At 35.4% G+C, this 24,621-nt stretch carries 30 protein-coding genes; 22 read left to right on the plus strand and 8 right to left on the minus strand.

Translation table 11 applies throughout. From position 1 onward, the window contains the following. Nucleotides 1-4: 4 nt before the first annotated feature. Both BOQ64_RS11040 and BOQ64_RS11045 read right to left on the minus strand, forming a co-directional pair. Entirely contained in the window at nt 5-907 is a 903-nt protein-coding gene (locus BOQ64_RS11040; protein WP_129055235.1) for an ABC transporter ATP-binding protein, read from the minus strand. 77 nt (nt 908-984) lie between these two features. After that, nucleotides 985-1,971, minus strand: a complete 987-nt coding sequence (locus BOQ64_RS11045) for a gliding motility protein GldB (RefSeq protein WP_185147073.1) — start codon at nt 1,969-1,971, stop codon at nt 985-987. A gap of 46 nt (nt 1,972-2,017) precedes the next feature. On the opposite strand from BOQ64_RS11045, the gene BOQ64_RS11050 reads away from it, so the two are divergent. The 7 genes from BOQ64_RS11050 to BOQ64_RS11080 all read left to right on the plus strand — a co-directional run bounded on the left by BOQ64_RS11050 (nt 2,018) and on the right by BOQ64_RS11080 (nt 6,351). Beyond that, nucleotides 2,018-2,662: a leucine-rich repeat domain-containing protein gene (locus BOQ64_RS11050; RefSeq protein ID WP_129055239.1), complete on the plus strand. Its 645-nt coding sequence runs from the start codon at nt 2,018-2,020 to the stop codon at nt 2,660-2,662. A gap of 4 nt (nt 2,663-2,666) precedes the next feature. Further along, nucleotides 2,667-3,188: a GNAT family N-acetyltransferase gene (locus BOQ64_RS11055; protein WP_129055241.1), complete on the plus strand. Its 522-nt coding sequence runs from the start codon at nt 2,667-2,669 to the stop codon at nt 3,186-3,188. A 6-nt stretch (nt 3,189-3,194) separates the two neighbouring features. Next, the gene (locus tag BOQ64_RS11060) at nt 3,195-3,728 is read left to right on the plus strand and encodes a GNAT family N-acetyltransferase (protein ID WP_185147074.1); all 534 of its coding nucleotides are present in this window, start codon (nt 3,195-3,197) and stop codon (nt 3,726-3,728) included. A 198-nt stretch (nt 3,729-3,926) separates the two neighbouring features. Next, nucleotides 3,927-4,721: an NAD(+) synthase gene (gene nadE, locus BOQ64_RS11065; protein WP_129055243.1), complete on the plus strand. Its 795-nt coding sequence runs from the start codon at nt 3,927-3,929 to the stop codon at nt 4,719-4,721. Between the two features lie 92 nt (nt 4,722-4,813). Beyond that, nucleotides 4,814-5,326, plus strand: coding sequence for a ribonuclease domain-containing protein (locus BOQ64_RS11070; RefSeq protein ID WP_185147075.1), 513 nt, complete (start codon nt 4,814-4,816; stop codon nt 5,324-5,326). 99 nt (nt 5,327-5,425) lie between these two features. After that, nucleotides 5,426-6,046 carry a Zn-dependent protease gene (locus BOQ64_RS11075; RefSeq protein WP_228448325.1) on the plus strand — a complete coding sequence of 207 codons (621 nt, stop codon included), beginning with the start codon at nt 5,426-5,428 and terminating at the stop codon, nt 6,044-6,046. Beyond that, on the plus strand, nt 6,043-6,351 hold the full coding sequence (locus BOQ64_RS11080; RefSeq protein ID WP_129055245.1) for a barstar family protein: 309 nt from the start codon (nt 6,043-6,045) through the stop codon (nt 6,349-6,351). Before BOQ64_RS11075 ends, BOQ64_RS11080 begins: the two co-directional genes overlap by 4 nt. A gap of 408 nt (nt 6,352-6,759) precedes the next feature. Here BOQ64_RS11080 and BOQ64_RS11085 read toward each other — a convergent pair whose 3' ends face one another. Further along, a complete protein-coding gene (locus tag BOQ64_RS11085; protein WP_129055247.1) occupies nt 6,760-7,242 on the minus strand; it encodes a cytidine deaminase in 483 nt (160 codons plus the stop codon). Nucleotides 7,243-7,342: 100 nt separating this feature from the next. Between BOQ64_RS11085 and namA the strand changes: the two genes are divergently transcribed. The 7 genes from namA to BOQ64_RS11120 all read left to right on the plus strand — a co-directional run bounded on the left by namA (nt 7,343) and on the right by BOQ64_RS11120 (nt 12,216). After that, complete coding sequence (namA, locus tag BOQ64_RS11090; protein ID WP_129055249.1) at nt 7,343-8,395, plus strand: NADPH dehydrogenase NamA; 1,053 nt, start codon at nt 7,343-7,345, stop codon at nt 8,393-8,395. 13 nt (nt 8,396-8,408) lie between these two features. Beyond that, nucleotides 8,409-8,687: a DUF2752 domain-containing protein gene (locus tag BOQ64_RS11095; protein ID WP_129055251.1), complete on the plus strand. Its 279-nt coding sequence runs from the start codon at nt 8,409-8,411 to the stop codon at nt 8,685-8,687. 193 nt (nt 8,688-8,880) lie between these two features. After that, nucleotides 8,881-9,285 (plus strand): type VI secretion system tube protein TssD, encoded by a 405-nt coding sequence (gene tssD, locus BOQ64_RS11100; RefSeq protein ID WP_045499934.1) that lies wholly within the window; start codon nt 8,881-8,883, stop codon nt 9,283-9,285. Nucleotides 9,286-9,371: 86 nt separating this feature from the next. Next, a complete protein-coding gene (locus BOQ64_RS11105; RefSeq protein ID WP_129059715.1) occupies nt 9,372-10,433 on the plus strand; it encodes a hypothetical protein in 1,062 nt (353 codons plus the stop codon). A 73-nt stretch (nt 10,434-10,506) separates the two neighbouring features. Continuing rightward, nucleotides 10,507-11,289 carry a hypothetical protein gene (locus BOQ64_RS11110; RefSeq protein WP_129055256.1) on the plus strand — a complete coding sequence of 261 codons (783 nt, stop codon included), beginning with the start codon at nt 10,507-10,509 and terminating at the stop codon, nt 11,287-11,289. After that, complete coding sequence (locus BOQ64_RS11115; protein WP_129055258.1) at nt 11,289-11,849, plus strand: LemA family protein; 561 nt, start codon at nt 11,289-11,291, stop codon at nt 11,847-11,849. Before BOQ64_RS11110 ends, BOQ64_RS11115 begins: the two co-directional genes overlap by 1 nt. Beyond that, entirely contained in the window at nt 11,833-12,216 is a 384-nt protein-coding gene (locus BOQ64_RS11120; protein ID WP_129055260.1) for a hypothetical protein, read from the plus strand. The genes BOQ64_RS11115 and BOQ64_RS11120 overlap by 17 nt, the downstream gene beginning before the upstream one ends. A gap of 198 nt (nt 12,217-12,414) precedes the next feature. Here the strand turns inward: BOQ64_RS11120 and BOQ64_RS11125 are convergent, their stop codons facing one another. The 3 genes from BOQ64_RS11125 to BOQ64_RS11135 all read right to left on the minus strand — a co-directional run bounded on the left by BOQ64_RS11125 (nt 12,415) and on the right by BOQ64_RS11135 (nt 15,197). Further along, nucleotides 12,415-14,202 (minus strand): endonuclease, encoded by a 1,788-nt coding sequence (locus BOQ64_RS11125; protein ID WP_129055262.1) that lies wholly within the window; start codon nt 14,200-14,202, stop codon nt 12,415-12,417. Nucleotides 14,203-14,484: 282 nt separating this feature from the next. Next, entirely contained in the window at nt 14,485-15,012 is a 528-nt protein-coding gene (locus tag BOQ64_RS11130) for a DUF4136 domain-containing protein (protein ID WP_129055264.1), read from the minus strand. Between the two features lie 5 nt (nt 15,013-15,017). Continuing rightward, nucleotides 15,018-15,197 (minus strand): DUF5522 domain-containing protein, encoded by a 180-nt coding sequence (locus BOQ64_RS11135; protein WP_047387294.1) that lies wholly within the window; start codon nt 15,195-15,197, stop codon nt 15,018-15,020. A gap of 40 nt (nt 15,198-15,237) precedes the next feature. Here BOQ64_RS11135 and BOQ64_RS11140 point away from each other — a divergent pair, with 40 nt between their 5' ends. From BOQ64_RS11140 to hemL, 5 genes are all read left to right on the plus strand, one after another. Next, nucleotides 15,238-15,564 carry a hypothetical protein gene (locus BOQ64_RS11140; RefSeq protein ID WP_129055266.1) on the plus strand — a complete coding sequence of 109 codons (327 nt, stop codon included), beginning with the start codon at nt 15,238-15,240 and terminating at the stop codon, nt 15,562-15,564. 398 nt (nt 15,565-15,962) lie between these two features. Next, a complete protein-coding gene (locus BOQ64_RS11145) occupies nt 15,963-16,871 on the plus strand; it encodes a 1-aminocyclopropane-1-carboxylate deaminase/D-cysteine desulfhydrase (protein ID WP_129055268.1) in 909 nt (302 codons plus the stop codon). A gap of 15 nt (nt 16,872-16,886) precedes the next feature. Beyond that, nucleotides 16,887-17,945: a glucosaminidase domain-containing protein gene (locus BOQ64_RS11150; protein WP_129055270.1), complete on the plus strand. Its 1,059-nt coding sequence runs from the start codon at nt 16,887-16,889 to the stop codon at nt 17,943-17,945. A gap of 30 nt (nt 17,946-17,975) precedes the next feature. After that, the gene (locus BOQ64_RS11155) at nt 17,976-18,872 is read left to right on the plus strand and encodes a hypothetical protein (protein WP_129055272.1); all 897 of its coding nucleotides are present in this window, start codon (nt 17,976-17,978) and stop codon (nt 18,870-18,872) included. A 76-nt stretch (nt 18,873-18,948) separates the two neighbouring features. Then, nucleotides 18,949-20,238: a glutamate-1-semialdehyde 2,1-aminomutase gene (hemL, locus tag BOQ64_RS11160; RefSeq protein ID WP_129055274.1), complete on the plus strand. Its 1,290-nt coding sequence runs from the start codon at nt 18,949-18,951 to the stop codon at nt 20,236-20,238. Nucleotides 20,239-20,299: 61 nt separating this feature from the next. Here the strand turns inward: hemL and BOQ64_RS11165 are convergent, their stop codons facing one another. Further along, nucleotides 20,300-20,653: a hypothetical protein gene (locus tag BOQ64_RS11165; protein ID WP_129055276.1), complete on the minus strand. Its 354-nt coding sequence runs from the start codon at nt 20,651-20,653 to the stop codon at nt 20,300-20,302. 55 nt (nt 20,654-20,708) lie between these two features. Then, nucleotides 20,709-21,050: a hypothetical protein gene (locus BOQ64_RS11170; RefSeq protein WP_129055278.1), complete on the minus strand. Its 342-nt coding sequence runs from the start codon at nt 21,048-21,050 to the stop codon at nt 20,709-20,711. A gap of 269 nt (nt 21,051-21,319) precedes the next feature. Here BOQ64_RS11170 and BOQ64_RS11175 point away from each other — a divergent pair, with 269 nt between their 5' ends. The 3 genes from BOQ64_RS11175 to BOQ64_RS11185 all read left to right on the plus strand — a co-directional run bounded on the left by BOQ64_RS11175 (nt 21,320) and on the right by BOQ64_RS11185 (nt 24,562). After that, complete coding sequence (locus tag BOQ64_RS11175; protein ID WP_129055280.1) at nt 21,320-22,654, plus strand: amidohydrolase; 1,335 nt, start codon at nt 21,320-21,322, stop codon at nt 22,652-22,654. Nucleotides 22,655-22,668: 14 nt separating this feature from the next. Beyond that, nucleotides 22,669-23,340 (plus strand): ankyrin repeat domain-containing protein, encoded by a 672-nt coding sequence (locus tag BOQ64_RS11180; protein ID WP_129055282.1) that lies wholly within the window; start codon nt 22,669-22,671, stop codon nt 23,338-23,340. A 553-nt stretch (nt 23,341-23,893) separates the two neighbouring features. Continuing rightward, entirely contained in the window at nt 23,894-24,562 is a 669-nt protein-coding gene (locus BOQ64_RS11185; protein WP_317127574.1) for a helix-turn-helix domain-containing protein, read from the plus strand. Nucleotides 24,563-24,621: the final 59 nt, after the last annotated feature.

Below are 24,621 nucleotides of genomic sequence, written 5' to 3' on the forward strand. Positions count from 1 at the left end.
GGTGTTAATTTTTAGTGATTTCCATGAACCAATCTTCCAATCCGGCACTGTTTCTGATCTCAAAAATTTCAGCATCTTTAAGAACCAGAATTTTAGTTAGCTTAGCAATATCTTCTTTAGACTGAACAGATACTTCTATAGTATGATTGTCGATGATTTGTGCCGTGTAATTCTCCGGAATATGTTGTATAAAAACAGAAGGTTCATTTAAACCTATTCTTACCCGGTTATGTCGATAATGAGTATTGAGCTCTTCAACACTTCCGGAAAATTTAATCGAACCATGGGAGATAATGGCCAAATGAGTGACCATTTTCTCTACTTCCTGTAATAAATGGCTTGAAATAAATATGGTGATTTCCTGTTCTTTGTTTAACTTTAGCAATAATTCACGGATTTCCAGCATTCCATTCGGGTCGAGACCGTTTACAGGTTCATCAAGAATTAAAAGTTCCGGTGATCCAAGCAGTGTCATTGCAATGGCTAATCTTTGCTTCATCCCTAATGAGTATCTTTTCATCTTTACATTTCTGTTCTCCCAAAGATCTACGAGATGCAAAACCCTTTCACATTCCGAGTCAGGAAGATCTCTTAATTTGGAAAGAATAATCAGATTATCCCAGCCGGATAAATGATCATAAAATGCGGGGCTGTCTATGAGACTTCCAATTTTTTGAAATCCGTCAGGATAAAGTGAAGTAAGGTTTTTATTAAAAATCTCAACAGTATTGTTTTCGTCAGGAAGATTTCCCAACATGACTTTCATAGTAGTAGATTTTCCAGCTCCGTTGGCTCCCAGAAATCCAAAAATGCTTCCCTTCGGAACAGAAAGACTTACATTTTTAAGAATGAGCTTATTCTGAGTGAATCCATAGCTTAGATCCCGTATGTTAATTAGGTTTTCCATAGATAGTGTGTAATTGGTGTCAATAAAAAAAGACTTTCTGTAGTTACAAAAAGTCTTCTATAGGTATGAAATTACGGTTACTTTGTTACACGGGGTTTGTAACCGGATTCGTTAAAAATTTGTGTGGCATCCATTTTAAGGAAGGCTGTAAGTTTTGTGTCAGGCTTTTCCTTGAGATAGGCTTTACAGATCTGCCATCCTGTAAAAATCCCGATTTGTGGGGAAGATTCATTATCTATTTCAGTATAGAATTTTGAAAATGGTCCTGGAGCAATAAAACGTTCTCCCAATCTTGGATCATCTCCAAATAGCAGATTGCTTTCCACGAAATAATTCCAGATGTTGGCTTCATTGTAAGTAGCCCATTCATACTGCTTTTGGGTGTAATTCATTTTCAGATAATCCGGAGTATCAGGAAGGAATGCATCCTGAAGAATCATCACTTTTCCGTTCAGAATCACCTGATCTATGAATTTCTGATGATCCGGAGATTCTGTAACAATATTTTCAGCATAAAGCTGAGAAACCTTGGGAACAATATTCTGAGGGTTCATTGATTTCTGGAAATAAAGCTCCAGTCCTTTGTAGTGGGCATTGCCATCACCCATAAAACCGGTAATATCTATGAATAAAAGATTTCCTTTTTCATCATAAAAAATAGGATCCTGAACCATTTGCAGTGCTGATGAAAATAAATATACCTTCGGACTTTTAAACTGCGGGAAATAATGTTTGATGTGAGAAAATAAATCCTGAAGATCTTTCTGTAGTTTTGCCTGATCTATTTTTCCAATAGCTTCCTTATAAATCTTAATTTCTTCTGCATCAGCTCTTCTTTTAGAGAAATCTACATCAGAAACGGTTCCCTGAAACCACGGAAACTTAGCTTTGAATTGATCTAAGGGAACATTTGGATTATAAAGTTCCTTGGAAATATCAGTCATTTCAATCTTTTCGGCAGTATCTTTTACCTCTATTTTCCATTGGTTTTCAGGTTCTTTTTTACAGGAATTCAATCCCACCATTAAAACAGAAGAAAGGGCAATATATCTGAAAATCTTCATTATTTTTACGTTAAGTTTACAAAAGTAAGGATTAAATGGACATTTCATGATGAAATTTAAAATATTTACCGCTGCTATAGGCATTTTCGGATTTGTTTTTCTTCAGGGACAGAAGCTTGATTTTAAAGATGAAAATTTTGAAAAGGCAGTTATAGAAAATTTTGATCTCAATAAAGATGGAATGATAAGCAGCTCTGAAGCAGAAGCAGTTAACAATCTGTTTTTGGTTCAAAAAGGGATTTCTTCCACAGAAGATCTGCATTTCTTTAAAAATGTGAAAATGGTAATGTTGGATGATAATATTATCCCTTCCATAGTTCTGAAAGATATGGATAAACTGAACCTTTTTTCATGTACAGGCTGTAAAGTTGCCTCATTGAAAGCAGAAAATCTGAAAAATCTTACTTCTTTATACCTTGATAATAACCTTTTGGACACTATTTTGCTGAAGGGAACACCAAAAATTGATCAATTAACATTATCTTTAAATCAGTTAAAAACAATTGATCTGTCTCAGCTTAAAAACTTAAGGCGGTTAAATCTGGAACACAATAAAATTCAGCAAATAGATATTTCCGGAAATCCGGCTTTACAGACCTTAAATGTTGAAGGAAATAAAATGAAAGAAGCTGATATAAAGAAAGGAATAAAGACAGATGTTACCATTTTTGGAACTGGCGAACAAAACTGATACTATGAAAATAGAAACAAAAAGACTGATTTTAAGAGAATTTGAAGATGCGGATGTTGGGCAGGTATTCCTTATGGATTCTAACCCTGAAGTGATGAAATATATTGGTGTGCCGGTATCTACAGATATCAATGAATCTAAGCATGTTATCAAACTGATCCAAAAGCAATATGAAGAAAACGGAGTGGGAAGGCTTGCTGTTGTTGAAAAAGAAAGTGGGCAGGTCATTGGTTGGAGTGGATTGAAACTATTGACCAAAGAGACCAATGGTTATCAGAATGTTTTGGAGCTTGGCTATCGTTTTTTACCAGAATCTTGGGGTAAGGGATACGCTGTGGAAGCAGGAATAGCTTCTCTGGATTATGGATTTAATGAGTTGAATGCTGAGATAATTTATGCATGTGCCCATTCTGAACATGATGTTTCCAATCATATTTTAAGAAAGCTGGGATTTGAAAAAACAGGTGAATTTGAAGAACCGGACGGCATTTGCTTTTGGTACGAATTAAAAAGAGAAAATAAATAGATTGATATGATGCTGGAAACGGAAAGATTAATTTTAAGAAAACTGGAAGAAACAGATGATGAACGCATGTTCCTGATGGATTCTGATCCTGAGGTGATGAAATACCTGGGAACTACTGTAAAAAGAAGAGAAGACTCACAGGAAATCATCAGAATGATTCAGAAACAATATGAAGAAAATGGAGTGGGAAGATGGGCTGTTATTGAAAAAGAAAGCGGATTACTGATAGGATGGTGCGGTTTAAAACTATTAAAAGAACCTATAAACGGTCATGTAGAAACTTTGGACTTAGGATATCGCTTTATCCCGGAATTCTGGGGAAAAGGATATGCCTGGGAAGCTGCAAAAGCTACACTGGATTATGGTTTTAATGAGTTAAGTGCAAATACAATATATGCGTACGCTGATGCTGGAAACACAGGATCCAATTATATCCTAACCAAAATGGGCTTTGAAAATACAGCAGAATTTGAAGACTCTGGGATTAAATGTTTCTGGTATGAACTGAAACGGGAAAAGTATATTGAACATACAACATAGGCCAAAAGCAAAATATCTTTTTACAATTCTTTTTGAAAATGAAAGATGTTACCCGAGGTTTGGTGACAAAAAAACAAGTAATTTTGGGATCTCATTTTTGTTTGAAAAATGACTATTGATCTGGTGAAATACGGATTAAAAAAAGCGGAATGATAAATATTCCAAAGAATTTAGAATAGACTAAAAAAAATATAAACGATGCAGACACAAAAAGTGATAGATCATATTGTTGGCTGGCTAAAAGATTATGCCACAAAAGCAAGAGTAAACGGATATGTATTAGGAGTTTCAGGTGGGGTAGATTCCGGAGTGGTTTCTACATTGGCAGCAATGACTGGTTTGAAAACATTACTGATTGAAATGCCTATCCGCCAGAAAGCAGATCAGGTAGACCGGGCACAGGATCATATGAATGACCTGAAATCCAGATTTCCAAATGTAGAAATCATGTCTGTCAATTTAACACCGGCTTTTGAAGAACTTTACAAAACTTTTGACGTTCATGATGATCTTTATCCGAACGAAAAACTGGCGTTTGCCAATACAAGATCCCGTTTGAGAATGCTTACATTATATTATTATGGTCAGATCAACGGACTTTTAGTGTGTGGAACCGGAAACAAAGTAGAAGATTTCGGAATCGGGTTTTATACTAAATATGGTGATGGTGGAGTAGACGTTTCTCCTATCGGAGACCTTTATAAAACAGAAGTGTATGCTCTGGCAAAAGGATTAAACCTGATTAAAAGCATTCAGGAAGCCATTCCTACAGATGGACTTTGGGATGTAGACCGTACAGACGAACAGCAAATTGGGGCAACCTATCCGGAACTTGAAAAAATTCAGAAAGAATACGGAACCAAAACTGCAGAAGATTATGAAGGCAGAGATAAGGAAGTATTCCAGATCTTTGACAGAATGCATAAAGCTGCAAAACATAAAATGGATCCTATCCCGGTTTGCGATATTCCTGAAGACTGGAGAGAATCATAAATATCATGTATCCATATAAAAGCAGTGTAACGAAGTATTCACCATTGTTACATTGCTAAACTGATACATTGTTACCCTAAACAATCGTTACTATGAACAGTAAAATAAGAGCAGTATTTTTTATCTGTCTGGGACTCCTTTTTGGAATGTCTGTGATGTATCTTTATAATAATTTCATCAAAGATAAAAATCACTCATCTTCAGCTAAGACTGAAAGTGTAAGCTATGGAAGTACTTCCACAGAAGATCAGTACACAGGAAATTCATCATCACAGATTTCTATTGAAAAACTGACTGAAGAAAAAACGGTGATCAGCTATGTGAAACAAAACCATAAGCTTCCGGATTACTACATCACCAAAAGAGAAGCAAGAAATCAGGGGTGGAATCCTTCCAAAGGAAACCTTTGTGAAATCCTTCCCGGAAGAGCTATTGGCGGAGATAAATTTGGAAACAGAGAAGGAAGACTCCCGGATGGGAACCAATATTTTGAAGCCGATGTGAATTATGATTGCGGTGGAAGAAATGCAGACCGTATTATCTATACTAAAAACGGAGAGGTCTATCTTACCAAAAATCATTACAAGAGTTTTGAAAAACAGTAACTGTCATTGCGAGGAGCAGAGCGACGAAGCAGTGACAATAGCTAAAGGATAAAAAGTAAAAAAGTATAATTTGCATTTAAATTAGGATAAATCGTAATTTTGAAAAATAAAAGTTTTGTTTATGTGCTGTTTTTATTTCTGATATTCTCATGCTCAGAAAAGGAAAAGACAGCAAAAAACTCGGAACCAAAACCTTCAATAACTATACTGATTCAGCCATTCAGGGATATTAATCCTAAAAAAGTAGAATCCGTAACCGAAGGAATTAAAAAAGTATATCCTAATATAAAGGTGCTTGAAGTTATAGACTTCCCGGAAAATGCTTATTATAAGGAAAGAAATCGCTATAGAGCGGATTCAATCATTAAGTTTTTAAGCAGCAGAACAAAAGAAGGTTTTGTGACCATTGGGCTTACCTCAAAAGATATCAGTGTAACCAAAGGAAAGATAAAAGATTTTGGGGTGATGGGATTGGGGTATAGACCTGGGAAAGCTTGTGTAGCTTCCGATTTTAGACTAAACAAAGAGAATTCAGATGAGCAGTTTTATAAAATTGCGATTCATGAACTTGGTCATACCCAAGGGCTGCCACATTGCCCGGAAAAAATGTGTTTTATGAGAGATGCAGAAGGTAAAAATCCTACCAATGAAGAAACGGATTTCTGCAAAAAATGCAAAACTTTTTTAATCAGTAAAAATTGGAAATTTAATTCAATATGAAGACAGTATATATAGATTTTACAGACATAGGCGATTACGAGGATTTCTATGCTCAATTAAAAGAAAAAGTTCAGCTTCCTGAACATTTCGGAGATAACCTTGATGCGCTTTTCGATACCATTACCGGTGACCTTGAAATGCCGCTTCACATTGAATTCGTGAATATGACTGTAGATCAGCTTGAAATCTTTGAAGATCTTTTAACCACATTAGAAGATGCAGAGGAAGAAGTGGAAGAATTCACTTTCAGTTACTACCTTGAGCAGTATGAAGATGATGAGGACGAAGAGGAAACAGAAGACTAATTAGTAATTTAAAAAATAAAAAGGTTGTTTTAGAAATAAAGCAGCCTTTTTTATTCATGCTTCTCAAACATCTGCTCAATCAGCATAATCTGCGAGAGTTTAAAAACTCCATGCAGAGTATTTTATCGCAGATTTAGGGGATTTCGCAGATTTTATCTGATGCTGTTTGTTGGAAAGCATACTGGCGCAAAGAAGATAAAATCTTTGTGCCTTAAAAACTTGTAGAATGGAAAAAAATAGTGCCTTTGCTTTTTCCAACCAGAGTATGAAAATAAAAAACCAACAGAACTTCTGTTGGCTTAATCATATAGAACTTATCACAAAATGTAAGTCCGTATTATTTTAAATATCACAGCAAAGACTGAATATTTATTTTAGAATCATAGATTTCAATTCTACAAATTCGCCTTATAAAAAGGTTGAATCAAAATAGAAAGGCAATAAATCCTTCACCGCACGTACCTTTACCACTTCCTCATTCATGCTTGAAAAATAAAGGTCGATGTTTTCGTTTTGCTTGGTTTCATATTCTATTAAACTCTGGCGGCAGGCTCCACAAGGAGGAATTGGTGGATTCTTCTCATGAAATTCCTTTGGACCACCCACAACGAAGATCTTTTTTACCTTCACATCAGGGAAATTAGCGGCTACCCAGAAAAGAGTAGTTCTCTCTGCACAAAGTCCTGATGGAAATGCTGCATTCTCCTGGTTATTTCCGGAATATATTTCTCCGTTTTCCAGTAACACGGCACATCCTACAAAAAATTGAGAGTAGGGAGCATAAGCGTTTTCGCGGGCCTCTTTGGCTCTTTCGAATAATTGTTTTTCTATATCGCTCAGTTCACTGCTATTTTTAAAATATTCGTAACTGATCTGTATGTCTTTTTTCATATATTGTACAGTAAAAAAGGGGGGTAAAATTAGTTCTTTTTAATGAGGTGGGCAATATTTTATTCTTCCAATAAAAAGTTCAATTTTTTAAGACTGTAAAATGTTATATACTCCAATACAATTCAGGAATATAGAGTTAAAAAACCGTTGGGTAATGTCTCCTATGTGTATGTATTCATGCGAAAACGGAATGGCCAATGACTTCCATTTGGTACATTACGGAAGCAGAGCACAGGGCGGAACAGGTTTGCTTGTGGTAGAAGCTACAGGAGTAGAACCGAGAGGAAGAATTACCAATCATTGCATGGGAATATGGAATGATGAACAGGCAGAAAAACTACAGAGAATAGTAGAATTTGTTCATCAGAATTCAGACAGTAAAATAGGAATCCAGCTGGCTCATGCCGGAAGAAAGGGTTCCACATGGAATAATATACAGATTCCTGTTGAGAAAGGCTGGGAAACTATTGCCCCAAGCTCCATTCCTTATCATCCTTCAGAAAGAATTCCGCATGTTTTAAGTACCGATGAGGTAAAAGAACAGGTTCAAAATTTTAAAAAAGCAGCCCGAAGAGCTGTGAAAGCTGGCTTCGATTTGATCGAAATTCACGGAGCCCATGGCTATCTTATCCATCAGTTTCTGTCTCCGTTATCTAATATCCGCACAGATGAATATGGGGGAAGCTTTGAGAACAGAATCCGTTTTCTTATTGAAATTGTAGATGCTGTAAATGAAGAACTGAATGAAAATACCGCTCTTTTTGTAAGGATCTCCGGAACCGAATATGCAGAAAATGGCTGGGATATTCAGGAGAGTGTAGCACTGGCAAAAATCTTAAAAGAACATTTCGTAGATCTTGTAGATGTATCAAGTGGTGGAAATATCCATGGTGCCAAAATTTCAGTTTTTAATGGGTATCAGGTTCCTTTTTCTTCTCAGATAAGAAGTGAAGCCAATGTGAAAACTGGTGCAGTAGGCTTAATCACAGAAGTAAAGCAGGCTGAAGAAATTCTTCAGAATGGTGAGGCAGATCTGATCTTTGTGGCAAGAGAAATCTTAAGAAATCCATACATTGCAGTTCAGGGTAGCTTTGAGATGAAAGAAGATTGTTTTTTCCCACATCAGTATACCAGAGCTAAGATATCTTCATAATAAATTTTCGGAAATGAATATAGAAGACTTTATGCTGACCTGTCCCAGTAAAAAATTCCTGGGCGTGGAATGTCTGGGATGTGGTGCCCAACGCGCCATTGTACTGGTCTTTGAAGGAAAGTTTTCGGAAGCATTTAAAATGTATCCTGCTGTATACACGGTATTGCTTTTCTTTTTTATTCTGGGATTAAGTTTTGTAGATAAGAAAAGAAAATATTCCTCAGTTTTGATGCCCCTGATCATTATCAATCTTGTGATTATGGTGGTTTCCTATGTTTATAAACATTTCTGATTATATTTTTGAGAAGATTAAAAACCAAAGTTCTTTTTTGAAAACTATATAATTTCGAAAAAAGGAAAGTCGTAGAATTACTACAATTTTTGAAACAGTGGTCTTAAAACTTTTTAAATTAGAACTTGAAGTCTATCTTTGTTTTAGAAAATCCTTTAAACAGGGCTATCATTAATGATTTAAATTTAAGAATATGGCAGGAAATTCAAGAGGAATCTTAAAATTCAATGGAGGTGAAGGTCAGAAGTTATTAAAACTTAATTACAGTGTTTCAAGAGCTACAGATGTTTCAGGACGTGTAGCGTCAGATCCGTCAAACGCATTGATTAAAGTAACCATCGAAGCTACAGAGAAATCTGATGTTTTAGAAAGTTTATTAAACAGTAAGTACAAGCCTACAAGCGGGGAAATCAATTTCAATAAATCTCACGAAGAAGGAACATTAATTACTTTGAAATGGGAAAACGGATATGTAATTCAGCATGAAGTTGATTTTGATGCAATAGACAGCAACAATATGCTGATCAGCTTTGTAGTAAGCGCTGAAACCATTACTTACGGTAATTCTGAATATGCAGGACTTTGGCCAAGCAGCTAAGTCTTCCTTACTTAAAAATAAAAAGACTGTCTCTTTAGACAGTTTTTTTTATCATTATACCTTTTTATAAAAACAAATAAAATAATATGAAAACGAGTTTAAACTTAAAACTTTTTACAGCAATAAGTACACTGTGCTTCAGTTTATCTTTTGCTCAAAAAGTAGAATTTACAGTACCTAAAAGTATTGATGTTCTTGAAAATATCATTTTTGATTTTAAAAATGACTTTACAAAGGATAGTGCAGTGGATGCAGCTGCTATGGAGGATAACTTTTCAACCACCGTTGATCTTTTTAACCTGAAATATGATGGCGGAAATAAAAACCCTTATCTCAATCTTGCATTAAATAAAGGAGCAAAAGCCAAGCAGTTTATTGAACGAGCAAGTTGGTTGGTAACCTTTAAGAAAATCACCAAAAAAAGTACAAAAGTCACTATAGATATTGAATCCATTGTTCCTGATCGTTGGTCAAAGAAAGATGTAGATGTGAAACTTACCCAATCTACAGGAAAAGTGGAAAAAGAAATCAAAGAATTTCTGTTGACCTACAAGAAACCAAAGTCTTCTTCTGCAATGGCTACAGCAGATGCGGCAGCAGAGCCTACGGAAGAACAAATAGCTGCAGCAGAAGCTCAGGCTGTTGCCCAAATGGAAGAGCTTGATAACAGAAGACTGATAAAACAGACAACTTCAAAAAAGTTACAGGCATTATTCAGCAAAAAACAGTTTATTGCTCTGCCAACAACAGCGGATACCTTCACAAAATCTTTACAGATACAGCCAAGTGAATTAGAATGTGAGAGCTGTAAAGGTGGAAAATATTCAAGTTGGGATATTAATGAGGTTTTCAACCTGATCTATGCTAAAATGAATGATGGAGAAGAATATTATGCTCTACAGTATTATGGTGATCAAAAAGTTGCCGGTTTACCTTATGGGTTGGTATTTAATGAAAGTTCAGCTTCAGAGTGCAAAACCAAGTTTGCAAGATATAATGCTCAGCTCTATCAAACTACGGTAGAGGTGGATGCCAATACATCAAGCGCATTAACAGTGGTTAGTTTCAAAATGGATAACCGTTTTGTTCGCCTTGAGTTTGGAAACCAATACCTGACGAGAGTTCTTGTATCTAATAAAGAACAATAAGTTTGCTATTGAAATAAAATGTATTTTTGAGATACAACTAACCTGAAAGAGATTTTAAACAGATTATTATATTATGGAGAATAAGAAAAAAATATCCCCTGCAGGCTATACCATTTTAGGGGTATTGCTGTTCTGCTTTCTCTATTTTATATTATGGATGATTTTTAAGGAGAAAATGCCTTTGCATGAATACCTTTCAGATATTGGTATCCATTATGATGAATATGCCAGCCGGGTTTTGTACTGTATTCCTTTGGTGATTTTAGTCGTGGTCTTTTTTACCATTATGAAACCTTCAGGAACCAAAAGATTTTTAAGATTACAGGCTTCATTACCTACTTCTAAAATAGCGTCATTGGCAAAAGGAACTGTTGAAGTGGAAGGAATATTAATGATGGAAGCCCCTTTGCATTCACCGGTAAATAATGAAGAATGTATCGGATATTACTATACCATTGAGGATGTTGATAAGGATTCGGATGGAAAGTATACTTATACAACCATTCACAGAGAAACCCAATGCAATACTTTTCGGATGAAAGATGCTACAGGAACTATAGAAATCCAACCGGAAGGAATTGAACTGGTCTTATTGGGAGAAACCAATATCAGCAGTAATTATAATAAAAGATATACAGAAACCCTTTTAAAAGACGGTCAGCAAATGTTGTTGGTAGGCTATGCCGATTCAAGAAACGGAGTTCCGTTCATCAGAAAAGATGACCACTATAAAGTTCTTGGGATTACTTCATCATCTGGGATTTCTGTGTGGAACAAATACCAGCCGTTGTTAAGGTCATTTCTTTTCACCTGTTCAGTTATTTTATTAATCATCATTTATATACTTATACAATAATGAATCAAACCGTAGCCATTATATTACTTGCACTGCTGGCTGTAGCAGTGATAAGCTTTCTGATTAATTTATATAACAGATTGGTATTGCTCAAATTTAATGTAGATAAAGCATACAGCAATATTGATGTTGTTCTGAAGCAGAGGGCCGATGAAATACCCAATCTGGTAAGTGTAGCCAAACATTTCATGAATTATGAAAATGATATTCTTACAAAGCTTACAGAACTGAGAACCGTTTATAATACCACTACAGATTCTGATAAGAAAACAGAATTGGCCAATGAAACTTCAAAAGCTTTAGCTTCATTCTTTGCCGTATCTGAAAACTATCCGGAACTGAAGTCTAACAATAACTTTCTGGAACTTCAGAAAAGAATCTCAGAACTGGAGAATAAGATTTCCGATAGAAGAGAGTTTTTCAATGACAGTGTCAGCCTTTATAACATCGGAATTCATGAATTTCCTAATGTGATCTTTGCAAAAATGTTGGGATATAAAGATAAAACCCTGTTAGAAGTAACAGACCAGGAAAAACAATATAATGGAGTTCAGTTTTAATACCTTTTTTGGTTTTGAGAAAGACCTTATGGCTCACCCCGAAATGCTGATTTTTGTAGCTTTCCTCGGTCCGATACTGCTGATGCTTCCTATTGCCTTAGTAGGCTGGGCTTTCAGAAAACTGAAGTTCAATATGTATATCATCAATGTACTCCTGTACACCCTGATGTTTACCTTTCTGTTTGGAATTCTCACCATTTTTGTTCTTTATTTTATTACAGATAAAAATGGTGTTAAATTGATGTATTGCTGGTTAACCATATTCGCCGGAATGTTTTTCTTCTGTCTGATGAATGAGAAAACCATTACCAAAATGTTTACAGACTGGTCTAAAATAATTGAAGCAAAAGATAAGCGCAAAAAGTAAGAAAGTAGGGAGCTGGACGTTTCTGAAGTTTGATAAATAGAGTAATTCATTGAAACAGATTAACAGAAATAATTTGAATCATCAATTTTATCGCAAAAAAATTTTGCGTCTGAAAATAACACTCAGAAAATCTGCGAGAACAAAAATGGCTGGCCTCACAAAGAGGCCAGCCATTTTTTATAGTAAATATTTTTTGATTTATTTTACCAAAAACTGCATCGTAGTTCCATCCAGTTTCAGAATATAAATACCTTGGTTAAGAGTTCCAGTTCTGATTGTATTTCCATTTCTGAAAGGTCTGTCAATCGTCTGTAGAACTTTTCCCTGTAAAGTATAAATCTCAGCTTTTTTAACATTCTGAACATCACCTTTTACCGTTATTTCCTGATTGGTGATCGGGTTTGGGGTAATTTTAAAGGTTTGTGCAGCCTCTTGGGTAACACTTTGCGCTTGCCTGGCAGAAGATCCGGAATAGCATGTCCATTTCAGATCATCAATTGCCACTCTGTTGCTGGCTGAATTATTCACAAGGCTTACCGTTACATTTCCGGAAACATTAATGTTATTGATAGTCGTTGTTGTTGCTGTAGTACTGTAAGGAATTGTTCCCACAGATGTTCCGTTTACTTTTACATCAAAAACTCCATTACTCCCTGAAAATTTCAATTGTGTAGTTACGGTTAAAGAACCAATACCGTTAGCAGAACTTCCTGATGTTAAAGATCCACTTCTTACAGTAATGGCTTTATTATTGATCATTTGGTCAGTTCTTGAATCTGTAGCAGTCCAGGAAATACCACCATTACTCCACGTTTTGGTAGAATAAGTAGAACTTGCCGCAGGAATAGATTCAAAGTTTTCATTGGCACAATCTGTAGATGGATTGGTTGTTCCCGCATTCGTTGTTCCTGAAACAGTAGAACTGTTGGAAGAAGAATTTCCTGCAGCATCTTTTGCTACAACATAGAAACTATAGCTTGTAGAAGGCGTTAATCCTGAAATTGTGGCAGAAGTTGAGCTTACTGTAGTTTGCAGGCTTCCGTTCATATAAACATTGTAGGCAGAAACTCCCACGTTATCTGTAGCAGCATTCCACGTAAGAGAAATACTGTTGGATGTTTTGGCAGAAATAGCTAAACTTGTAGCAGCTGTTGGAGCCTGAGTATCACCAGTAGGCTGTTGAGAACCCCAGATAAGGTTTACATAGCTTGGATTATCGATAAAAGGATTTCTGTTCCCCTGAAAACTGTAAGACGCATTATTTCTCTTGATTTCAGCCTGTGAAACAGGATCCTGATTGTGCCATGCTAAAAGAACATTCAGCTCCCAGGTCTGAAGGCCTGGAAATGTAGAACTTCCCAGCATATTTCCAGATGAGAAAGAAGAAAGTTTACTTTGGTAACGTGTTACGAAATAGAAGATCATACGGGCAACATCCCCTTTGAACTCATCAATCGGTTCAAAAACTACTCCTGAATATCCTGAAGAAACAGAGTTCCCTAGTTTTGATCCATTTTGGGAAGTAAAAGTAGCACTTCCAACCTTTCCAAATGGGTAATTACTTCTCATTCCATTTACTTTGCCATCTGTAGCTCTGATGAAATGGATGTCTGCTACCATCGGAGAAGCCTGACTGAATAAACTTTGAGGCACAATATGCTCTCTGTTGTAGCAGTTTCCTTCTGTAGAATAAGTTCCACACTGGTTAGATCCCGGAGTGTACTTATAAGGATCAGTACCTACAGGTTTTTCTGAATAAATATCAAGGATAGACCCGTCATTTTCGTAGTCTTTATCAATATCAGTGGTTTTATAGGCTGTCCACAATCCATTGTAGCCTTTATCCTGATGTCCCGTTGTAATAATGCTGCTTAAAGCCGTTTTCAATGCTGCACCGCTTAAACCATTGGCAGAATTATAGTATCCCGCAGGTGCTTGAGCATGCGCAAGTCCCGCAAATACAGAGAATAAGATGATTTTTTTCATATCAATACAAGTTTCAACAAGAATACTACATTTTTATGAATAAAAAATTACATTATCATTAATTTTGAATGTACTGCATTTTGCTTATACTAATGAATGATAAATGATACCTGATTAATCAATATAGAGGATGAAATTTTCTCCAAAAAACGATATTCTTCATCTTTATAACCTCAAATCCCGTATCTCGAATCCCGAAACTCGCACCCCGGATATCTTTACTTCATAAAAACAAAAAAGCCAGTACAAAAGTACCGGCCTATATAATAATAGCTATAAATCTTATTTTCTCTGTGGTGGATAATTTTTCATGATCTCAGCCATGATTTCAGGAATCTGTCTCTGCTTAGATTTTGGAGAATCTACAGAAATTCCGCTTCCGATACCCTGCCAAACCAACTTATTGGATTTTGAATCAATAAGGTCAACAATAAGGGCACCTTCATTATAATTGCTTGTCCATGTTCTGTTCATTCCAACACCCCATCCGAATGGGCCGCCCCAGCCCCACATTCCGTAAGGAGAAGAACTTTGTATATCGGTAATTTTTTTATGATTTGCTTTTACGTTGACAATTAGATCAGGGTTCTCACCGGACTGAAGTCCTTTGCTCTGAAGCTGTCTTGAAAGCTCATTCAGAACTCTGTCTTTATCAATATCATTCAGTTTTAGATCATCAATTCTTATTTTATAAGTTTTATAAGAATTGAAATTGGCGGTTTCAGCATAATCTGAACGTACCTGAAACGGGCTACAAGAAGTTAAACCTAATGTAGCTGCTGCCAACAAAATAAAAATATATTTTTTCATTTTATTTATTTTTTTTTGTCATTTTTAATGAATGTATCAGTCTTTTTATCGTACCCGTAAGGACAGTGTCTGCAACCGCTTTTACAGCAATATCCTCTTTTCAGATGGAATTTCTCTGTAAAAACTTTATATCCCTGTTCATTATAATAAAAGTCTTCACCTTCTTTGATGTCATAATGGGCCATAAGTTAAATGCAAGTCAAAAAACTTTTTATATTTGTTAGTATGATAATTGTATGCCAAAAGCCATTAAAAAAACTAAAAATTAACGGCATTGCTCTCTTTCCCTTTATCTTCATTAGGAAACCCGAAGATAAGGAAAATAATACACTTATCAATCACGAAAAGATCCATCTGCGGCAACAGCTGGAGATGCTTGTCATATTTTTCTACATTTTCTACGTCATCGAATATTATTACTGGTTTTTTAAGCTGAAAGATGGCTACCAGGCATACAGAAGAATCTCATTTGAAAGAGAAGCCTACGCTAATGAAAGTAACCTGAATTATCTTAAAAAAAGAAAATTCTGGAGTTTCAGGAAATATTTGTAGAAGATAAAAGATAAAAGATAAAAGATAAAAGATAAAAGATAAAAGATAAAAGATAAAAGATAAAAGATAAAAGATAAAAGATCTTGTTGTTAAATAACTATTACCTGTTATTCAATGATCCTTTGGGTATCCACATCAATAGGGGCGGGCTTTAGCCCGGCCGGACAAATAAACATCAAATTCCATTGGCTTTAGCCAAAACCTATATTTAAACACAAATAATTCCACAAATATAAATGTTGGTTTTATAATACAATCATCTGTGTAAATCTGTATTATCTGTGGTTAAAAAACAATCAATAGCCATCTGAAAAAACCAAAGGTAATCCTGGAAAAATAATAATTAATCTTTTCCTACTTTTGTATTCCATAAACCATGAATAGTCTAAAAAACTAAAATGCTATTACAATTCCCTACAGAAGCTGTTCCCATTCAGGAAATCCCGATTCATAAAAATATAAAACTCTATATCAAGAGAGAAGACCTTATTCATCCTCAGATTTCCGGTAATAAATACTGGAAGCTGTTTTATAATGTTAACCGTTATTTGGAAGGAAATCCGGAGAAACCTTATATTATTACATTTGGAGGTGCTTTTTCCAATCATATTGCAGCAGTTTCTGCTGTAGGAAATCTTTCAGGTATTCCAACACTGGGAATAATCAGAGGAGAAGAGTTACAGCATAAATGGCGCGATAATCCTACCTTGCTTTTTGCGAAAAGAAACGGAATGAACCTGAAATTTGTCACCCGTGAAGAATACCGCCATAAAGAAAAGCTGACAGAATTCCTGCAGCAGGAGTTTCCTGAGGCATTGGTAGTTCCGGAAGGCGGTACCAATGAAGATGCTGTGGAAGGGGTAAAAATGATGCTCAATGAGCATACCAAAGATTTTGACTATCTTTGCACCGCAGTTGGAACAGGAGGAACCATTGCCGGAATTTCAAAATTTTGTGAAGATAATCAGAAAGTTATAGGATTTAAGGTTGTTGACGATGCTTCACTTGAAAATAAAATTTTTGAATTAACTTTGAAACAAAATTTTAATCTAATAGATTCATGTTTTGGAGGTTATGGTAAAATAAGTGATGAAAATATCCGTTTTATCAATGATTTCAAAGAGAAATACGACATTCCTCTGGAACCGATTTATACAGGAAAGATGATGCAGAAGGTTTTTGAACTGATAGAAGAAGATTATTTTCCTGAAGACAGCAGAATTTTGTGCTTTCACACCGGTGGACTACAGGGAATTGAAGGAGCTAATCTGCTTTTAGAAAAACAGAATAGAAATTTAATTATATAAGTAAAATTGAAAAACATGAAAAGACTTTTCCTATCCATAAGCCTTTTAGTTTTATCAAAATTTTCTGCTCAGGGATGGGCAACCGAAGATCAGTACATTCAGAAATTTGCTAAATATGCAGTAGAAGAAATGGAAAAATATAAAATTCCGGCTTCTATTACTCTTGCTCAGGGGCTTCTTGAAACAGGAGGCGGACAAAGCAGACTGGCACAGGAAGGTAAAAATCACTTCGGAATAAAATGTAAAGAAGACTGGACCGGTAAAACGATGAAACATACGGATGATGCTCCCAATGAATGTTTCCGTGTATATGATGATCCAAGACAGTCTTACGAAGATCACTCTATATTTTTATCCACCAGAAAATATTACGCAAATCTTTTCAAACTTGATATGAAGGATTACAGAGCGTGGGCAACCGGATTGAAAAAAGCCGGATATGCAACCAATCCACGTTATGCTTCTATCCTGATCACTAAAATTGAAAAGTACAGATTATACGAATACGACAACACCAATTCTAATGAAGTGTTGTATGCTGTTCTTAAAATGTACCCGGATCTGAAAGACGACAGAACTTTCATGGCACAATTAGAGCCAGGAAAAGCAACAAAGAAAGTTAAAGAACCGGTGACAGTAGAAGTTCCTTATAAACAAACCTCTTACGCACAACAGCAGAAAAGAGTAGAACGAATCAAAACAAAAGCTGAGATTCTGAATTCTATTCTTATCAAAAGTCATCCGAATGACGGGTTGAAATATATTGTCATTCCTGAAGATACCGATGTCAGATTCATTGCCAATAAATTCAAAGTTAGCGAAAGTCGCCTGATGAAGTGGAATGAACTGGAAGATGAAACATTGAAGAAAAATGATATCGTCTTTCTTGAATCTAAAAATTCCTCAGGAAATACGGCTACTTATAAAGCAATGTCTGGAGAAGATATGCACGCTATTGCTCAGAAATTCGGGATCAAATTACATAAATTATATGCTAAAAACAGAATGGATGAAGGACAACAGCCATCCGCAGGACAGCTGATTTATCTGATTGATAAGAAACCAAGAAACTAATACCCTTTACTTCCCATGAAAATATTGAATATGGCTTCCAAGTATCTCTGGATATTTTTGATGTTTTTGTCATGTACAATATTTTCTCAGGAGCAGAATTATATTCCTTACAGAAAAGGTAAGGTTTGGGGACTTTGTGATGCCTATAAATTTATTACTGTACAGCCACAATATAGCAGTATAAGCTGGTATGACGAATCAGTGAAAGGTTTTCATGCGGAACAAAACGGTAAATTTGGAATCATTGGTTCTAATTCAACGATGATTATGCCATTCATTGCAAATGAGCCGATCGTTGTACATGGTGATAAATTCTTAGTTTTTGATGGCTGGAGTTATTATTACTATTCCATGAAAACAAGAATGCGTTTGGAAGAATATATTCCACATGAAAGATATCCTGTTAATGACAGAGGATGGGGAGGAACAGAACCGTTTTACAGAGGAGATATCAAGGAAAATGTATTAAGTTGGGATGATCTTAGTGATGAAGACATTGAAATGCTAACCCCCTTTGATAATGATCAGTATGAGCTAAATTTTAAGAGAAATTTTATAGAAATATCATCTGCGAATATAGACATTGGGATTTACATACCTGAATTGAAAAAAATATTTTTAAATACACCGGATCTGGTACATACAGGATGGGGGTATTATAGAGGAAATCCTTATATTTTTACAATGAATACTGTGCACCTGAAGGGACTGGTAGATGTAAATTCAAAAGAGATTTATCCTAATAAATATCATGATATCAGCTTGGTAGATATCCATCATTTGATATATCTTTCAGAAGTTGATTCCAATCATCAGAATAATTTAATTTTTAAAACAATTCTTCCCAATAATAAAGTATTAGATGGTAAATTTGACCCGGCTATGCAGCTATGGAAAATGGTAATCCTTTTCAACTTTATTATATGATAATTGATGGAAAGAAAAACTATGCAGGAGAAGATGGTACCCTTTACTTTGAGGGTTAAATAATAAAAAATAGAAAATGAAGTATCAAAGAAGTTCGGCTTTGTTTGATGAAGCCTACAAATACATTCCTGGAGGAGTAAACTCTCCGGTAAGAGCATTCAAATCAGTGGGAGGAGTTCCCGTTTTCATGAAATCAGCAAAAGGAGCTTACCTTACTGATGCCGATGATAATACGTATATCGATTACATCAACTCATGGGGACCTGCTATTTTAGGACACACGCATCCTGAAGTACTGGAAGAACTGAAAATTCAGGCAGAAAAAGGATTCTCTTTCGGAGCTCCTACAGAACTGGAAACTGAAATTGCAAAATTTATCATCGAAAACGTTCCGAATATCGATCAGATCAGAATGGTTTCTTCAGGAACAGAAGCTTGTATGAGTGCGATCAGACTGGCAAGAGGGTATACAAAAAGAGACAAAATTGTAAAATTTGAAGGTTGCTATCACGGTCATTCAGATTCATTCCTGATTAAAGCAGGAAGTGGAGCAGCTACTTTCGGTAATCCAAATTCTCCAGGAGTAACAGAAGGTACCGCAAAAGATACTTTATTGGCTCGTTATAATGATTTTGAGCAAGTAGAAGACTTATTCCGTCACAACCAAGGTGAAATTGCAGCAGTAATTATTGAACCGGTTGCAGGAAATATGGGATGTGTATTGCCTGAGAATGATTTCTTACAGAAATTGAGAAAAATCTGTGATGAAAATGGAGCTTTACTGATCTTTGATGAGGTAATGACTGGTTTCAGATTAGCATTCGGTGGGGCACAGGAACTTTTCAATGTGAAAGCAGATTTAGTAACATACGGAAAAGTAATCGGAGGCGGACTGCCGGTAGGAGCTTTTGCAGGAAGAAACGAAATTATGGACCACCTGGCTCCAAAAGGAGGTGTATATCAGGCTGGAACATTAAGTGGAAATCCATTAGCAATGAGAGCAGGATTAAAAACACTTCAGCTGATTAAAAACGACTCTGAATTCTTTAACAGATTAAACAAAACAACACAAACCTTGAGCCTTGAAATCGGAAAGATTTTAAATGAAAAAGGAATTCCTCATAAGATCAACAGACAAGGTTCTATGATGTCTGTATTCTTCCACACTAACAGAGTTTCTAACTTTGATGAGGCGCAGGATTCTAATCATTCTTTATTCAACAATTTCTTCCATCAGATGCTTCAGAATGGAGTTTATTTACCACCAAGTGGCTATGAAACATACTTCATCAGTGATGCAATCAAGGAAAAAGAAATTGATATGACACTGGAAGCCGTTAGAAAATTTGAATATTCTAATCTGTAAAAATAACAAGAGACTGTCCCGAAAGGCAGTCTCTTTTTTTATCTGTATTGTATTCAGCTGATTATGCCAAACCGTAACAAAACAAGCACATCCATCTTCCTTCTTTATTAGCAGCATCAGCGTCAAAGATATAAAGTCCCTTACTGTCAATATATTCTCTCTGGCTTTGTTTGTCTCCACCGGAAGTATCATTGATATATATGATGGCACCGTCTTGCTCCATTCCATATAAAGTATTTCCTTTTTCAGTAAGTTCTGCACGGGTTAATCTTGGGGGAAGAAGCCCGTCAAAAGTCAGAATATCTTTTTTAGCAGTAACATCCAGGGTTGCTTTAGGAGTTTCGGTATTAATTCCTGTTTGCGCCAATACAACCGATGATGCAGCCACAAAAAAACAAATAATAATTTTTTTCATATTTTTTTCAAATGTAAATTTAAAACTCAGTCTCTTTTTTGTATTTATAGGTAGATTAAATAGAAGCGTAACAATATAAGCACATCCATCTTCCTTCTTTGTTGGAAGCTTCTGCATCAAAGATATAAAGCCCTTTACCTTCAATATATTCTCTTTGGCTTTGTCTGTCGCCGCCGGAAGCATCATTAATATATATTATGGCTCCATCCTGTTCTGCTCCATATAAAGTATTTCCTTTCTCTGTAAGCTCTGCGCGGGTTAATCTTGGGGGTAATAAGCCTTCAATAGCTAAAGCATCTTTTTTAGCAGTTACATCCAGAGTTGCTTTAGGATTATCAGTGTTAATTCCTACTTGAGCAAATGCAATAGATGCTGTCCCTATTAAAATCAAACTCATCAATTTCTTCATATATTTTTCTTACAAATATAAATTATACAAAAAAAAATAAAATTGATGTTTCATTATGTGAAATACACTAAACATGCTGATTGATGATTTAATAGTGTATGTATAAGAAGTTATTTTGGTGAGATAACAATGGATAATGTATTATTGTAGAGATTTTTATTACAGTTATAAAAAAGTATAAATTATACAGATTTTGTAATAAACCATACACTTTGTTCAGAGCACTTCTTTTTAATTTTGTCATAAATAGATTGGAAATGAAGACTTCAGACAATAATATGTCCCGTAAGGATTTTATCAGAAATTCAGCATTGGCAATGGCAGGATTAAGTTTAATACCGAATATTATGACAGCATCTCCTTTTTTGGATGAAAAAAATAGTTTATCAAAAGGGAAATTAAGCCTTAAAAATGTCCGCCTGGAAACTGGGTTTGAATATGAAGATGGAGAAGTTTCTGCAACAAAAACAGATCTATTTTATGTAGAAGTTGAAAACGGAAAGATTACTAAAATCGTTCCGAATCAACCTAATGCAAAAGCTATAGATGCAAAAGGGTTATTGATGCTTCCTGCCTTTAAAGATATGCATATCCATTTGGATAAGACTTTTTATGGAGACAAATGGCTGGCGGTAAGAAAAAGAACCGGCGGGGTAAAGGGAATGATTGAACTGGAGCAGAAAATGCTTCCGGAAATGCTTAAAAATTCAACATTCAAAGCTGAAAAAATGATTGAATTATTGCAGTCGAAAGGAACATCCTTTGCCAGAAGTCATGTGAACATTGAACCTACCTCAAAGCTTCAGTCATTAAAGAATTTACAGAAAGCTTTAGACAATAAAAAGAAAAGTTTTGGAGCAGAATTGGTGGCTTTTCCACAACATGGAGTGTTCTATACAGATTCTGCACCCTATCTGAAAGAGGCTGCAAAAATGGATATTGATTTTATCGGTGGAGTAGACCCTTTCAATGTAGACGGGAATATTGAAAAAGTAATGGACTTTACGGTTCAACTAGCTTTAGATCATAAAAAAGGAATAGATATTCACCTGCATGAAACCGGAGATTCCGGATTGAAAACAGTAGAATATTTAATTAAGAAAGTAAATGAAAACCCATCTTTAAAGGAGAAAACATACCTAAGCCATTGTTTTATACTGGCAAAGTTGGACGAAGCAAAACAGGAAGCTATTGCCGAAAAACTGGCTGAAGCCCAGATTGGAATTGTTTCCACGATTCCTTTCGGAAGACTGATTATGCCGATTCCAACTTTATATAAACATAACGTAACGGTACTTACAGGGAATGACAGTATTGTAGATCACTGGAATACTTTCGGAACCGGAAGTGTGCTTCAGAAGGCTAATTTAATGGCACAGCTGTATGGCTATTCAACAGAGTTTTTATTATCAAGAAGTTTAAAACTGGCAACAGGAAATATTCTTCCACTGGATGATAAAGGAACTCAGCAATGGCCTAAAACAGGAGATAAAGCAGATTTTGTTCTGCTGAATGCAAGCTGTTCTGCTGAAGCCGTATCAAGAATCTCCAATGTAGAATCATTGGTACATCAGGGAAATGTAGTTTTTTAAATTCAATCAGAAAAATGAAGAAAGTATTGGTATTTCTTTTAGCATTCGGAAGTCTGAGTGCCTGTCAGGAGAAATCCGGTGATTTTCCAAACGAAGAAATTATGCAGGAAAAAGACATTGTAAGCCTGGTAAAGAAAAATGATATTTCTGCAGTAAAATCTGTTTTGGAAAACGGAACAGATGTAAATACACGTGACAGAAAAGGGCGTTCTTTACTGCTGATTGCAACCGTTGAAAAGCTAACAGAAATGGCTAAGTTACTGATAACTTATAAAGCAGATGTTAATCTTCAGGATGATCAATTAGACAGTGCATTTTTATACGCTGGAGCAAGTGGACAGACAGAATTGGTAAAATTATATTTGGAAAATGGTGCCCGTTTCGATGTATTTAACCGTTACAACGGAACAGCTTTGATTCCTGCCTGTGAACGCGGGCATGTAGAAACTGTGAAAGTGTTGGCAAAAACAAAAGGTTTTCCTATTAATCATGTGAATAAATTAGGATGGACCGCTTTAATGGAAGCCGTAATCCTAGGAAACGGAACTCAGAAATATCAGGAAATTGTACAGATTCTAAAAGATAATGGTGCAGATCTTACCATTCCAGATCATGAAGGTAAAACCCCTTTACAGCATGCAGAATCATTAGGGTTTAAAGAAATTGCTATGATTTTAAAATCATAAAAAATGTAAAGGCCAGAATGATTGTTGCCGTACAATCAGCAGTATTCAGTTTTATCGAAGATAAAATCTTTGCGCCTTAAAAACAGCATCATAAATAAAACCTTCGCGCCATTGCGATTTTCCAACATTAATACGTAGAAAATTTAGATATATAATTTAGTTGGGTGTTAACCACAAAGGTTACAAATGTTTTTATTACTCTGTTTTGAAATAATTTTCTTTTAAAGCAGTGTTGAATTCAAAATCATTCTCTGTGTTGTAGAAAAGGGGAGAAACAGTAGTTTGGGTGAGAATGATTAAAAGCATTTGTTTCTTTTGTGGTTATTTTAATTTTTTCTCTCGTAAATTTTATTAATTTTAAGAGAAATTCAGGTAGCGTGAGTTATCATACAGATCATTTTCCGATTTTAGGAATTCAGGAGTTTAGTGAGAATCAGCTTAAAGGCTGTAATTTGCTGTTTAATGAACTCCACGGGGCACGTTCTATTGATGATCCCCATAAACATGATTTTTTATCATCAATCTTTTTGAACATGGAGTAGGCTCCCATACTATAGATTTTACGAAATATGAGGTGAAAGATCATCAGATTCATCTTGTTTTTCCGGATCAGGTACATCAATGGGTGATTGAAAAAGAAACGGTAGGGTATCAGCTGATGATTAGCCGGGATTGGTTTGAAAGTTTTTTGCCATCGTTAAGATTTTCAGCTTCCTATTACCAGAATCATCCTGTAATTAATCTTTCCGAAGAAATTTTTAAAACATTTTTATATGAATTTCAGGCCATTCAAAAAGTATTGAGTGGTGAAAAAGTTTTTTGGGAACTGATTCAGAAGAGAAGTGAGCTCATCGGATTATTGGTTAGTCAAACGGTGGAAGGTGCATTCAAAGATTTTGAAATGTATCATTCAAATCCTATTATTTCTAAGTTTTTGCAACTGATTGATGAACATTTCAGAACCGAAAGATCTGTATCGTTCTATGCAGATAAGCTGAATATTTCTGCTAATTATCTGAATATTGTCTGTAAAAAGAATCTCAATGCTTCAGCGTCATCACTTATTCAGGACCGTATTTTACTGGAAGCAAAACGGCTTTTGAAAGTTTCGGAAATGTCTGTAAAAGATATTGTATATGATCTTGGTTTCTATGATCATGCCAGTTTTTCGAAATTCTTTAAAATGCAGACGGGAATGACACCATCTCAATTCAAGGAATAATTTATACAAAACAAGACATAATTGATACACCGGTTTTCAGAAGAAGCCGGTGTAATTTT

This window comes from Chryseobacterium sp. CH25 (assembly GCF_004119455.1).
Lineage (GTDB): Bacteria > Bacteroidota > Bacteroidia > Flavobacteriales > Weeksellaceae > Chryseobacterium.